General features: G+C 39.5%; 13 protein-coding genes. 6 read left to right on the top strand and 7 right to left on the bottom strand.

The genetic code is table 11. The annotated features are described in order from the left end of the window. Positions 1-63 precede the first annotated feature (63 nt). Positions 64-813 (top strand): 3-keto-disaccharide hydrolase, encoded by a 750-nt coding sequence (locus L2567_RS08295; protein WP_235297289.1) that lies wholly within the window; start codon positions 64-66, stop codon positions 811-813. A gap of 9 nt (positions 814-822) precedes the next feature. Here L2567_RS08295 and L2567_RS08290 read toward each other — a convergent pair whose 3' ends face one another. After that, the gene (locus tag L2567_RS08290) at positions 823-1,506 is read right to left on the bottom strand and encodes a hypothetical protein (protein WP_235297288.1); all 684 of its coding nucleotides are present in this window, start codon (positions 1,504-1,506) and stop codon (positions 823-825) included. A gap of 185 nt (positions 1,507-1,691) precedes the next feature. Between L2567_RS08290 and L2567_RS08285 the strand changes: the two genes are divergently transcribed. The 5 genes from L2567_RS08285 to L2567_RS08265 all read left to right on the top strand — a co-directional run bounded on the left by L2567_RS08285 (position 1,692) and on the right by L2567_RS08265 (position 8,012). Next, positions 1,692-3,593: a tetratricopeptide repeat protein gene (locus tag L2567_RS08285; protein WP_235297287.1), complete on the top strand. Its 1,902-nt coding sequence runs from the start codon at positions 1,692-1,694 to the stop codon at positions 3,591-3,593. After that, positions 3,593-4,693: a DNA-processing protein DprA gene (dprA, locus tag L2567_RS08280; RefSeq protein WP_235297286.1), complete on the top strand. Its 1,101-nt coding sequence runs from the start codon at positions 3,593-3,595 to the stop codon at positions 4,691-4,693. Before L2567_RS08285 ends, dprA begins: the two co-directional genes overlap by 1 nt. Positions 4,694-4,817: 124 nt before the next feature. Continuing rightward, a complete protein-coding gene (locus tag L2567_RS08275; RefSeq protein ID WP_235297285.1) occupies positions 4,818-5,567 on the top strand; it encodes a DUF3575 domain-containing protein in 750 nt (249 codons plus the stop codon). An 86-nt stretch (positions 5,568-5,653) separates the two neighbouring features. Beyond that, on the top strand, positions 5,654-6,772 hold the full coding sequence (locus L2567_RS08270; protein WP_235297284.1) for an alkaline phosphatase: 1,119 nt from the start codon (positions 5,654-5,656) through the stop codon (positions 6,770-6,772). Beyond that, on the top strand, positions 6,753-8,012 hold the full coding sequence (locus L2567_RS08265; protein ID WP_235297283.1) for an MFS transporter: 1,260 nt from the start codon (positions 6,753-6,755) through the stop codon (positions 8,010-8,012). The genes L2567_RS08270 and L2567_RS08265 overlap by 20 nt, the downstream gene beginning before the upstream one ends. Here the strand turns inward: L2567_RS08265 and L2567_RS08260 are convergent. The 6 genes from L2567_RS08260 to L2567_RS08235 form a co-directional block, all read right to left on the bottom strand. Then, positions 8,009-9,736: a BatD family protein gene (locus tag L2567_RS08260; protein WP_235297282.1), complete on the bottom strand. Its 1,728-nt coding sequence runs from the start codon at positions 9,734-9,736 to the stop codon at positions 8,009-8,011. The two genes, L2567_RS08265 and L2567_RS08260, sit on opposite strands and share 4 nt — an antisense overlap. Continuing rightward, positions 9,733-10,251: a BatD family protein gene (locus L2567_RS08255; protein ID WP_235297281.1), complete on the bottom strand. Its 519-nt coding sequence runs from the start codon at positions 10,249-10,251 to the stop codon at positions 9,733-9,735. Before L2567_RS08255 ends, L2567_RS08260 begins: the two co-directional genes overlap by 4 nt. Before the next feature lie 40 nt (positions 10,252-10,291). Then, positions 10,292-11,008, bottom strand: coding sequence for a tetratricopeptide repeat protein (locus L2567_RS08250; RefSeq protein ID WP_235297280.1), 717 nt, complete (start codon positions 11,006-11,008; stop codon positions 10,292-10,294). A gap of 31 nt (positions 11,009-11,039) precedes the next feature. Further along, positions 11,040-11,945 (bottom strand): VWA domain-containing protein, encoded by a 906-nt coding sequence (locus L2567_RS08245; protein WP_235297279.1) that lies wholly within the window; start codon positions 11,943-11,945, stop codon positions 11,040-11,042. Positions 11,946-12,047: 102 nt separating this feature from the next. Next, positions 12,048-13,049, bottom strand: a complete 1,002-nt coding sequence (locus tag L2567_RS08240; protein ID WP_235297278.1) for a vWA domain-containing protein — start codon at positions 13,047-13,049, stop codon at positions 12,048-12,050. Continuing rightward, positions 13,046-14,080 (bottom strand): hypothetical protein, encoded by a 1,035-nt coding sequence (locus L2567_RS08235; RefSeq protein ID WP_235297277.1) that lies wholly within the window; start codon positions 14,078-14,080, stop codon positions 13,046-13,048. Before L2567_RS08235 ends, L2567_RS08240 begins: the two co-directional genes overlap by 4 nt. Positions 14,081-14,083 lie beyond the last annotated feature (3 nt).

Genomic DNA, 14,083 nt, shown 5'->3' with positions numbered 1-14,083 from the left:
TTTTTTAGATTTTAAAATGCATATGCCTCCGATTTTGTATTTTACTCTCCATAATTTATAAATATGAAATATTTGCCTCTTTTGATCTTGCTTTTTACAATTCTAAGTTGTGGTCAAACTAAGAAAAATGACTTACAAAATCCTGATGAATTGGATGAGCAAGTAAGCAAAGATAATTGGATCTATCTCTTTGACGGTTCTACCCTTGACGGATGGAGAAACTACAATTCTGATAAACTTTCTGGTCAATGGATGATAGAGGACGGTCATTTGACCTTCGATACCGAAAAGAGACTAGAAGTGGACAAAAAAGGCGGCGGAGATCTCATCTATGGTGATGAGGAATTTGACAATTTCGAGCTATATCTGGAATGGAAGCTTCCTAAAGGTGGTAACAGTGGTATTTTCTATCATCTAAAAGAGGGTTATGGGGGACCTCCAGAAGTGAGCCCTGAATATCAATTGCTTGATGACGATGGCTGGGAGGAACTGAACAAGGCTAAGCTTGAAGACTGGCAGAAAGCCGGAGCGGATTATGCCATGTATGCTCCAGATGATGAAACCAAAATTCTTCACCCAGCTGGAGAGTGGAATAGCTCGAGAATTATCTTTACAACTGATAAAGTTCAATATTTCCTGAATGGTCAACAAACAGTCGAGTTTGTCCCCTGGTCCGAGGATTGGAACAAGAGGAAAGCAGCTGGAAAATGGAAAAATACTGAAGACTACGGAAAGTATAAAAAGGGATATATTGGCTTACAGGATCACGACAGTCCTATATGGTTCAGGGAAATAAAGATAAGAAAACTATAATAAAACACACTAATATCTCTGTGGACCATTATAAAAAACCAGACTTACACCAAAGTGTAAATTCCGTTGCCTAGCGCTTCCGTAATTGGTCAAATTCAAACTGGTAGCCAATGGATTTAGATCATAGGCAGTAAAAGGAATAGCTACATAGGGTTGAAGACTTATAGATAATCTTTCAGTTCCTGTTGATGTTGCAATGAAGTAGATCTTGCTGCCCAATCGATCGTTTCTAAAAGTATTTTCAGTGATTTCGGCATTGTCTACTGATGTGGAGATATTAAATCTTTCAAAATAGATGTTTGCTCCCAGTCCAAACACATTGCCATAAAATTCAATTCCTGTGCCCAATCTGTAAGTGACATAGTCAATCGATTTAGAAAAATTACCACTTCCAGGCATATTGCCAGATGCGGATCGCTCAATTTTTGATCTTTCAAAATTAAGGTCCCATCCCACGAAGGATCTCCTTATTCGAGCTCCAAATTGTAGTGCATTAGAAAAACGCAATGGCTTAAATTTCTCATTCAGCCACGGCCGCTCACTATTAAATTGTTCTATTATTTGATTATGTACGTTGTAAGACGCATAGTCCAGATTATAACCGATCCGAACATTCAATTGACCTGAAACCTTATTTTGATTCAACAAAAAAGAAAGAAGCAGGATTAAGACCAAGTTTCCTAATAGTTTCATTTTATCCAGCGGTGTCACACCATTACCTATTTGCCTATTTGATTAAAAATCAATTGGTTCTTCAGCAAAGATAGAAAATATTCAACAGTTCATTTTTAAAGCCTTTGCCATTGACATATATTATTATACATCATATTTATTATCTTGAAAGCTAATGATTTTTATTTTTGCTCAAAATCTTCTAAATGGCTAAAAATAAGAAAGTAAAAGCTCAGAACCAGAGAAAGAAAAAAACCAAGGTCCGTAAGGCCGATACTTTCTCCAGGAAGGTTTTTCAAACTGGCTTTTGGAAGAGAAATGCAGTCGGAGCCGCGATCATTTTTATATTAGGTTTTGGATTATACCTGAGGACGTTAAATTATGAATACGTTCTCGACGATCAGATTGTGGTTACTAAAAATGTTTACGTCGAAAAGGGATTCGGTGGAATTTGGGACATCCTATCTACAGAAAGCTTTCAGGGTTATTTTCAAGCGCAAAAAGATCTGGTGGTTGGAGCGAGATACCGACCACTCTCCATTGTCACCTTTGCAATAGAAAGGGGCATTTTAGGCAAAAATAGCAGACAGGTAAGCCATTTTATTAACGCTTTGCTTTATGGACTGACAGGCTTACTCCTGTTTAGAATTTTACATCTTTTCTTTTTCAAAGAAATTGAAGATAAGTGGTACCTGGGACTGGGTTTTGGAGCGGCATTGCTGTGGACCCTTCACCCCTTACATACAGAAGCGGTGGCCAATGTCAAGGGTAGAGATGAAATCATGGCCCTGATAGGATCCCTGGCTACCCTATATTATACCATGAAGTATGTGGAAAAAGGGAAAGTTGTAAGTATAGTGATGGCTTGCTTAAGCTTTTTTCTGGGGCTATTATCTAAAGAAACCACCATCACCTTTTTAGGCGTTATACCGTTAAGTATTTACTTTTTTCAAACAGGGAAAACAGGTAAGATACTGAAAGCCAATTTACCCCTTTTGGGTGTTTTTGTGCTTTATTTGGTGATAAGGGTTTCAGTCATTGGCTATTTATTAGGCGATACCGTAGTCACTGATATCATGAACAATCCATTTGCCGAGATGTCCGTCGGACAGAAGTATGCCACCGTATTTTACACACTTTTGATTTACCTCAAACTTTGCTTCGTACCTCATCCGCTTACACATGATTACTATCCTTTTCATATTCCGACAATGGAATGGTCTGATTTTTTACCCATATTATCACTTCTCTTATATAGCGCTATGGGCCTATACGCTTTATTAAGCATCAGAAAGCGAAGCATTCCGTCTTATGCCATCTTGTTTTATTTGATGACCATATCCATCGTATCTAATCTTTTCTTTCCCATAGGCACTTTTATGAATGAGCGATTTGTCTACATGGCGAGTATAGGAGCATGTATTGCGATCGGTTGGATTTTACTCGAGGCCTTTCCCAGATGGATCAATGGATTCAAGCCACTTTACGGTAGTATAATTTTGGCAATAATTGCATTATCATATGGGTACAAGACCTTCTCGAGAATACCAGCCTGGAAAAGCCCATTATCTCTCAATGCCTCTGCCATTAAAGTTTCTAAAAACAGTGCCAGAGCAAATGTTTTTACAGGAACAGCATGGTTTAATCAGTACAAAGAAATGCCGGAAGGACCAGAGAAAGATAGAGCGTTGGAGCTTGCTGGTCAATACGTAAGGAGAGCAAAGGAACTATATCCATCTTACCATAATGCTAATTTAATGCTTGCAGGAGTACTTGCAGAAGAATATAAGGATGACGGTGATCTGGCCAAACTGCTGGATGGATTTGCGAATATCGCAAGAACCAACCCCAGAGTGGCTTATGTTTTTGAGTTTTTAGATTATCTAAAAGGAAGAGGGTATGAACAAGAAATCGTAGACTTTTATTTTCGTACAGGTAAAACCATTCTTATTGATCAGGAATTAAAGTTCAATGAGGGATTGAATTATTTGCAACGGGGATTAAATGTGGACCCTAATAACCAGAGACTTTTGGAGGCCATGGCGCAAACCTATGAACAGTTAGGCAATAGCTCTAAAGCGCAGGAATTTTACAATCGAATGCGTTGATGAATCTGGAGGAAAAAGATATTTACAAAGTGGCCTTGTCCATGACCCAGCATGTCGGCAGCCGTCGCGCCAAACAATTGATTCATCATTTCGGCAGCGCTGAGGCTGTCTTTCAAGCAAGTAAGAAAGAAATCCGCAATGTTCCCGGTATTTCTCAGGGCATAGCACAAGCCTTAGCAGACCCTTCACTCATCAATTCTGCGAAAAGTGAACTAGAATTTATTAGGAAGAATAAAATTGAATTGCTTTATTTTATGGATGATGCCTACCCTGCTCGTCTGAAACCATATGATGATGCACCGGTCTGTCTCTTTTACAAGGGTTCGGTCTCATTAAATTCCAGAAAGCATGTGAGCATTATTGGCACACGAAAGCCCACGGATAGAGGAAAATGGATTTGTGAAAAATTGGTCAAAGATTTACGAGAATATGATATTACTGTAGTCAGTGGTCTGGCCTACGGTGTAGATATAGTAGCGCACAAGGCAAGTCTGGAAGCCGGACTACCTACCATAGGAGTGGTAGCACATGGTTTAGACACCATCTATCCGTCAGCTCATCGATCTACGGCCAAAAACATGGTGACCAATGGGGGTATTCTCACTGAATTTGTACGCAATACAAAGCCTGGTCGGGATAGATTTCCGGCTCGGAACAGAATTATTGCAGGTATTTCAGATGCCTTAATTGTGATAGAATCGAAAGAAAGTGGCGGATCGATGATTACAGCGAACTTTGCCAATGACTACAATAAGGATGTATTTGCCGTTCCCGGGAGAATTGACGACCCGGCGTCGCAAGGCTGTAATCTCTTAATTAAACAACACAAAGCGTTTCTTCTGGATTCTGCAGAAGAATTGGTAAAAATGATGCGATGGGAAAAGCAAGAGACGTCGTCGGTTCAGCGATCTTTATTTGCAAATCTAAAGCGGGAAGAGCTCAAGGTGGTAGAAGGCATTCGAATGGGAGTAGATGATGTGAATGGCATCTGTAATTATATGTCAATGGCTCCTTCTGAGGTATCCGCTATATTATTGAATCTGGAGATGGAAGGTTTCATTAGGTCCGTTCCAGGAAACAGATATATGGTCCTTGATTAGGAATTAAAATACTTAAGAATGTGTTAATGGGCACGTAACAAAATGTTAACCTTAGGCGTCACACTTGCACTAAGGTGCAAACGTTTATAATATTATTGAATCAAACCAATTAAAGATTTATACAATGAAAAAAATTAGTTTATTATTTATTGCCTTTATTATTTCTGGTACGGGATTAATAGCCCAACAATCAGCTGTAAAATTGGGCCTCGGAGGTTTATTGGTCACCGCACCCAACTTAAGATTTGAACAGGCCTTAGGTGATAGAATTTCCTTTCAAATTACCGGTAGTTACAAGTTTCCTTCGGAATTGAATCTATCTCAACTAAGCTCTAACACCGTGAGTCTTACAGATACAAAAATCTCTGGATTTGCTATCATTCCTGAGTTTAGAATCTATTTTGGCGCTTCAAAAGCAGGAACCATAGAAGGCTTCTATCTGGCACCTTATCTCAAGTATCACCGTTATGGTACTTCCACGACCACCAGCTTTACGTATACGGATCCACAGGGTCAACAAATCCCTTTGAATCCTGAATTGAATATAAGACTTGCAACGGCTGGTGCAGGACTACAGCTGGGTTATCATTTCATTATAGGCGAGCACTTTTCATTGGATTGGCACTTTCTTGGACTTGGTGGCGATCTGCATAGGTTTGGGCTTAGGTATGATTTCTCACGAGAAGATCTAGACCTCAGAGATGTCGCGCAGTTCATTATAGATGAATACAATATGGAGAATCCGGACAATCCGCTGGAAATCAGCGATGAAGAATTGGATCAATTACCAACCAGTGGTAAGCAGATCAGATTAAGCACGCCTATTCCATTCATTGGCTTTAGAGCAGGTTTATCCGTAGGTTATGCATTTTAGTGTATAGCGTCATAATAAAATAACATACGATTCATCGTATATCAACGCAACTATTCTATTTTTGCTGAACTTATACGATGAATCATATGAAGTATTTATTGATCACTATTCTACTAGTCCTCTCCTGTACTACTACCAGGAATTTCAACTCTGAAACGGTTCCCAAGAAGCCTGAGAATATTATCCTGCTTATAGGAGATGGTATGGGACTCACGCAAATTTCAGCAGGATTGTACATGAATGACAATTACCTTAATATCGAACGTTTTCCGGTCGTCGGATTACACAAAAATTACGCCTACGATAATCTTGTGACGGATTCTGCTGCAGGAGCAACGGCTTTTTCTTGTGGAGTTAAAACTTATAATGGCGCAATTGGAGTAACCAGCGATACCATACCCTGTAAAACCATTCTTGAAAGTGCGGCAGAACAGGGATTGAAGACGGGTTTAGTCGCATCTTCGTCCATTGTCCACGCTACACCCGCTTCTTTTGCAGCGCATAATCGATTGAGAAGGAATTATGAAGAAATTGCACTGGATATGATCGATTCTGGTGTTGATCTGATGATAGGGGGAGGTAAAAGCTATTTTGACAGAAGAACGATGGATAGTTTAGACCTTTACGCAGAGCTTCAAAGTAGCGGTTATCAAATGGGCAACTACTTCGAACAAAATTTTACAGATTTTGAAATTGATTCACTATCAAAAAGAATGGCATTTCTTACTGCAGATAAAGAGCCACTTTCCAAACAGGCAGGTAGAGACTATTTAGTTAATGCTTCTAATCAAGCCATCGAATTTCTTAGTAAAAGATCGGATGAAAAAGGATTTTTCTTGATGATTGAAGGCTCCCAAATAGATTGGGCCGGTCATGCTAATAGCTTTCCTTATTTGGTAGAAGAGATATTGGAATATGATCAGGTGATTAAAGATGTTCTAGATTTTGCAGAACAAGATGGAAATACACTTGTTATTCTTACAGCCGATCATGAAACAGGAGGATTAGCCATTAACTATGGATCAAAAATGGATTCCATTGCAGCTGCTTACACTTCTGATTATCACACGGCTACCATGATTCCAGTATTTGCTTACGGACCTGGATCTGAAGCTTTCGCAGGAATTTATGAAAACACTGCTATTTATCACAAGATGATGGAGGCTTTAAATTTGAATAAGAATATTGGAGAAAAAATCAAATAACCTCCTTCTATTTACCATTTTCATTACGGTATTTATAGATTTACTAGGAGTAGGTATCATCATTCCGGTTCTGCCATCTGTTTTTTATGCTGACGGAGCTGCATTTGGAATTGGGACGTCGGAATCAGCTGTTTCACTTTATTATGGTTTGTTACTGGCTTGTTACCCGGGGATGCAATTAATTGGGGCACCTATATTAGGTACCCTATCCGATAAATATGGTCGAAAGCCAGTCCTGACCATTGCCCTTATTGGGACATTTATAGGTTATTCTCTCTTTGCACTGGCCATTGTCATCAAATCCCTGCCATTACTTTTTTTTGCAAGGTTACTGCCAGGGTTCACAGGGGGAAATATTTCCATCGTGATGTCTGCAATCTCAGATATCAGTACCGATGATGCCAGAACCAGAAATTTTGGATTGGTAGGCCTGGCTTTTGCAATTGGCTTCATATTGGGACCTACCATAGGTGGAATCATGGGTGATAATACTGTGGTGTCATGGTTCAATCACTCCGTACCCTTCCTTTTTACTGCCGGACTTACATTGATCAATATTATACTCGTGCAGTTCATTTTTAAGGAAACTCTTAAGGAGAAAAAACAAGAAGATATTAAGATTTTTGAAGGGGTTTTGAATATCGTGAAGTCTTTTCGAATACCCAATTTGAGAGGAATATTTACGGTAGTCCTCCTATTTAGCGTTGGCTTCACCTTTTTCACGCAATATTTTTCGGTTTATCTCATAGAGGAATTTGGCTGGTCTGAAAAACAAATTGGTTTACTATACGGATGGGTAGGAATATGGCTGGCAATCACTCAGGGTCTAATTGTCAGAAAGCTTTCTTACCACTATAAGCCTAGAAAATTACTATTTATTTCTATGCCTATTGTAGCCGTTGGACTTATACTCTTATTGATGCCTTCAGAGAGTTGGCTTTTCTATCTGATTAATCCGATTATTGCTATAGGAATTGGGATTACCTCACCGAATCTAACTACCGCAGTTTCTGAACAAGCGGGGCCTGAAAGACAGGGTGAAATTTTAGGTATCAATCAATCCATGCAGAGCCTCGGTCAGTTGATTCCTGCCCTGGTGGGAGGTGTCTTAGCTTCTTTAGGAATCAGCTATCCATTAATCGCGGCCTGCGTCATTGTCATTTTAGCATGGATCGTCTATGTCAGTTTATTCGGGAAGAGAAAAAGTAGTACGGAATCCAATGTGGCAGTAGCCAGCTAGATTTTTTCGGCCAGGTGATCAATTAGGTTTTTAGTATTGGTATATACTTCTCTCAAGTCACCATCCGTTTTTCCCGCAAAAAGAGCCATTTCACATTTGGATAGTATCTCAGTAGTTTGCTTAATCTTCTCTGTTTCAACACCTTGATCACGTAAGCGACTTTCTACATTGGCCTTAGATATTTCACTATTGGGCACATTCAATTTGTCAGCAATAAAACCCAGAAGGGATCTGGATATCTCTTCATAAAAAGCTCTGTGTTCATTGGAGGTCATTAGTTTTTCAGCTGCACTCAATCTTTTCTCCGCTACGGATCTGGCTTTACTTCTCTTCTTGACAGTCGGATCGATTCCGGCTTCAATGTCCATTTGCCGCTTCTTCAAGAAAATCACTGCTATTCCACTCAGCGCTATGGCTAAAAAAGCAAGGTGAACGGGACTACCGACCCATCCTTCTGATTTTTTCTTCAAAGTCGTATTCTGCATGATCCCTGAAAGGTTTCTGTCACTGTCTTCACGATCTCCCAATAAGATTTCCTTTTTTGCGGTTCCTTGTTCCACCATCAATGGAAATACTTGTGACTCAAGTGTGACATAATCATTGACCTCTGTGTCAAAATAGGTATATAGCGCCTGAAAACTCTGTCGACCTGCCTTGAGTGGTACAAGAAGATATTGAAACTCTTTAACCGTTTGCATTTCTCCAAACATTTCTCTTTCCCCTTTTTCAATGATCGAAGGTTCATAAACCTCAAAATTTTTAAGATGCTCTTGACTAGCTGGTAGAATATATTTGGCATCACCATTTCCCATCACAGTCATAGTAAGCGTGATGGCATCATCAGTAGTCAACTTTTTCTTGTCTACGGATGCATTCATTTTAAACTTGCCTACCGCTCCAGAAAAACTTTCAGGAGCATTTTTCGGTAATTCCTCTACATACAAAGTAGCTGAGTTGGTTGTGACCGGGAATGGTGTGGTATTATTGCTGAAGAAAAAATTAGAGCCTCTTCTATTGGGATCAGGAAGACCCAGCGTGATATTGGCAGCCTGAAAATCGAACTGTCCCGTTTGCTGGGGAAAGAGCAATCGTTTTACAAGGATTTGTGTACTGTAAATCTTGCCATCCACTGTCTCTTGATCGGGTCTCTTGGTTCGTATATTTGCAGGCTTCATAAAAAAGCCTGCATATTCAGATTCCGAATTAATGTCATAAGACCTTACCTCTTTTCTGGTATATAATTTATAGGATAACTCTACCTTTTCGCCTCGGTAAGCCGTATCCTTAGACAATTCAAGCCTGACAAAAATATCTTCTGGTGAAGGAAGACCGAGTGCTTCGCTGCTTTTTGCATCTCGCTTTTTGACCGTTATTTTAAAAGGTTCTGTTTTGAGTGTTTGCCCATCTTTTGTACACGTAGCAGACCCTATATCAAATGTGCCCTCACTAGGAGCCACCAGGGTATAACTATAGATATATTTTTGAGAAACCCTACCGTTATTGTTTGAGTAGGAGGAAGTTTGACTAGGTCCTGAAACGACATTAAAATTCTTAAAACTAGGTGGTCGAAAGTTATTGCCTTTAAAATTATTCATCGTAAAATCGACGCGAAAGCTCATCCCCTGGAGCACCTCAAGACTGGATGTATTTGCGTAAAATAATTCCTGGTTTTGGCCGAACAATGAGAAGGTGAAGCAAAGGAAAATCCACAATGTTCCTCTCATATCTTTTTTAGTTTTCTTTTGCTTCTCTTTTTGAGGTCAATGGTTGAATCTGGTCGACCAAATGGATAAGGAAAAATCAGTTCTGACCTGGTGTCTCCGTTGATTTTATACTCTTTTTTAATTTGCTCTGGATTATCAAGGATGTATACAGGAATGGCCTCCGTCTCAATGTTCTCACCTTCGATTTCCAGATAAGATTCTTCTATGTAGTGTTCTCCAACTTGACGGGCTTTCAGATAATAGGTATATGTAGATTCTCTGAACATGTTACCATTGATAAACTGCATATTGGTGGACAGGTTGGGTCCACCCACAATGTCAAAATCTGAAAAACTTGGAGGTGTAAAATCACCTTTCAGGTTTCTAATGACAATCTTGAATTCAAATGAATTGCCTTCTAATATGGTATCGCTTGCTACCATGGCGGTAATGTATTTGTCAATGTTTTCACCTTCTTGCGACCAGAGTGGGCTGAATCCGATGGTCATTAATATTATAGTAATAATGGTTCTCATCTTTTATACGTTTTGCCGAGTCTCAATTACAAATTTGTTATCACCAATCCTTTTTGGGTTTCTTTTTATTACCTCCTTGTTTTCTCATTTTTTCCTGAACTTTTTTCTCTTCATTTTCAATGATCTCCAATAGCTTTTCTGCGTCTTCCTTACTTAAATCTTCAGGAGCTTCCTGTTCTTGCAAAGACTCTTCATTATTAATGTTCTGTTCGTCAGGTTGTTGCTGCTGTGTTTGTTCTTCATTGTCACTTTGACCCTCTTGTTGCTGATCCTGTTTCTGATCTTCATTTTCTTCTTGATTGTCCTGGTCGCTTTGCTGTTGTTGCTGTTGTTGCTCTTGCTGCATCTTCTGAAGAATCATTTGTTGAAGATTATTCTTTGTTTCTATGTCATCAGGATTGAGTTTTAATGCTTCTTTGTAAGAATCGATGGCTTCTTTGAGTTCACCTTTCTTTGCATAAGCATTGCCAAGATTATAATAAGCCTGGTTTTTCTGTTCATCGCTCTTTGCGTTACTAAGAGCAGATTTGTATTTTTCTATTGCTTCGTCGTAACGCTCCTGTTGGTATATGGAGTTCCCCAGATTATAGTTACCCTGATATGCTTTCTTTTCTTCCAAAGCTCTTCTGTATTCCTCTTCCGCTTTCGAATAATCTCCCTCAACATAGGCCTTGTCCCCATCTCTCAATAACTGATGAGCAGTCTGGGCATTCGAAACCCCGTATCCTAACATCACAACCATCAAAAGATATTTCATAGGTCAAAATTTATAATTAATACGCTCAATGTCAAGCCTTTGTTTTTCTTTCTGGTAGTAAAAACTCAATGATTAAAAGAATAATTGCCGCAAAAAGGAAATATTGGAAATAGCTCGCGTAATCAGTGAAAGATTTCTGCTCTATTTCCCTTTTATCCAGTTTCTCCAATTCTATCTCTAAATCATCAATAATCTGTTGGCCTGCCAATAAAGGGTAGTACTTCCCTCCTCCTTCATCTGCAACATTGACCAAAAGCTCCTCATTAAACTGAGATTTAATTAATTTTCCAGAATCATCTCTCTTAAAATCGCTTGCTCCATTAGCATTAGTATAAGGAATAAAATCGCCTTCCGGAGTACCGACGCCTATTGTGTATACCACTACGCCCTCATCATACACATCCTCAGCTTTAGCTAATGCATTCTCATCATGATCCTCTCCATCTGAAATAATAATCATCATTTTGTGATGATTATTATCCTCCTCATATGCTTTATTTGCCAATTCAATGGCTTCTCCGATTACTGTTCCCTGTGTTCCGGCCAAATCTGTATTTGCAGTTCTAAGAAATAATGAAGTTGCTGCGTAGTCGCTGGTTAAAGGCATTTGTAGATAGGCTTCCCCGGCGAATAATACCAAGCCTATTCGGTTGCCTCTAAGACCATTGACGAGGTTTTCCGCAAATCGTTTAGCGCGTTCCAGTCTATTGGGTGAGATATCCTGCGCCATCATCGATTGTGAAATGTCTAATAACAAGAAGATATCAGCACTTTTCGCCATGACCTTTGCCTTTTTATTCCCCCATTGTGGATTGGCACCGGCAAAGGCGAGAAACAATAAGACCAGCAAGAGTAGCAACTGTTTTGTTCTTCGGCGGATATTGGAAATGTGACCGAGTATGGACGGTTGCAAACCGGCTTTTAATAATTTGTCCAATCTTCTATTCCGCCATTGATACGATACATAAAATAAAAGCAACAATACGGGAATGCCGATCAATAAATATAAATATGATATGTCTTCAAATCTAAACACTGCCTATGGTATCGTTCTTAGAATGGTGAATCGCAAAATTACCTCAAGTAAAATGAGCCCCAGACCAATAAGAAAGAAGAATCGGAACTCCTCACTATATCGTCTGAAAACATTGACTTCAATCTCAGTCTTCTCCAGGCGATCTATTTGATCGTAAATCTCAGCCAGTGAAGCTTCATCCGCAGCCCTGAAATATTGGCCCCCGGTCATTTCAGAAATTTCCTTCAAAAGCTCTTCATCTATCCTGCCTCGGGTCATCCCAAACATAATGGTGCCATCCCTTCGGATGCTGGTGGGACCCATGGCATTTTTATTAGATCCAACACCTATGGTATATACCTTTATACCAAATTCTTTGGCTATTTCTGCTGCGGTCAAAGGCGTGATATAACCCGAATTATTCACACCATCCGTCAATAATATGATCACTTTACTGGCCGAAGGAATGTCCTTAATCCGATTAACAGCAGTGGCTAAGCCCATGCCGATCGCTGTCCCATCTGCCAGTAAACCGCACTGTAAATTGGCAAGAAAATCCTTTACAATTCTATGATCTGTGGTCAATGGACACTGTGTGAAGCTTTCCTCGGCAAATACGGTTAATCCTATCCGATCATATTCTCTCTTATCGACAAAATCTGCAGCCACTTCCTTCGTAACACTGATCCGATCAGGATTGAAGTCACGTGTTAACATGCTGGTCGAAAGATCAATGGACATCATGATGTCTATTCCCTCGGCTTTTACTTCTTCCTCTTTCAAGGTCAATTGTGGCCTGGCTAAAGCTATGATCATAAAAAATAACGCTGCTATCCGAAACCATGGAATAAAGGGAACAATAGCTGCTCTAAGAGAAAAAGGTGTATCCATTCTGGAGATACTGGAAATGGTCAGGCTGGTTTGTTCAGCCTTGCTGATCTGCCACCAAATCAAAAAAGGAATCGCAACCAGCAATAAAAAAAACTCTGGATTTTCAAAATTAATATTTCTCAATAATCCAATCATTCTTCCTCTCCATTTTCATTAGGCGAACGCCTCGTTCGTTGAACAAATTCAATGGCGTCGTACATAAATTCCTCATGTATATTCACCTCGGGCTTGGCCTTAGCAAACTTAACTAGGTCCGAAATCTGTAGGATTCTTCGAAGTTTTACTTGATCGGTTTCCGTAAAAGAGCGGTCCTTAATGGATCGAATAATATCGCTCGTCGTACTTTCAAGTGCGTGAATATCATACCTGCCTTCCAGATACTCACGTATGATATGACTCAACTCCGACTGGTATTGTTTAATCTCTCCTTTTTGCCACAATTCTTGTTGTCTCAACGCCTTCAAACTAGTTAATGCCTTTACATCTGGAGGTATATATACAATGGGTTCAATTTTAGGTGCCTCTTCTCCATTTTTTCTTTTCTTCCAATACTGATAGCCAAAGTATAGTAAAAGGGCAGGGACAAGTACCATTAGAAGGTAAGGAATAAAGTCTTGAATCTTTAAAGGCTCCCGCTCAATATTCTTGATAGGTGCAAGACCCGTTGAATCCACTACTGTCAGATTGTAATCTTTAAAAGTGACCTTCATCAACACTCTGTTGGTCTTATAATCACGATTCTGGTAAGTAAAGTTAAATCCATCAAATACATAGATTCCGACGTCAAAGAAAGCCATTCGAATTCTATTCTTGTAGGTTTTAATACCATCGTGGTCTACTTCATCCCATTTTAGTTCATCCCCTCTTATAATACCATCACCATTGTAATCCTCCCATCGACCTAAATCTGTAATGTTAATATCAGCACCTTCCGGAGCAATGGAATCTTTCTGAGTGGCAGTTGCAGAAAAAAACTGGATGTCTTCCAGGTCTTGCAGATTGATTTGCGTAATGGATTCAGAGTCTCCTTCCAGAGTGATGACCATATCTACTTGTTCACCAATAGCTGCCGAGTCCTGAAGAAACGTGATAAACATCACCTCCTGTGCACTCACTGTAAAAGTGAATAAAATGAATCCCCATATGCATATACTTCTTAAAACCATTGG

Origin of the sequence: Portibacter marinus, from assembly GCF_021533195.1 — a bacterium.
Classification (GTDB): domain Bacteria; phylum Bacteroidota; class Bacteroidia; order Chitinophagales; family Saprospiraceae; genus Portibacter; species Portibacter marinus.
This window is presented reverse-complemented; position numbering and strand designations above follow the sequence as displayed.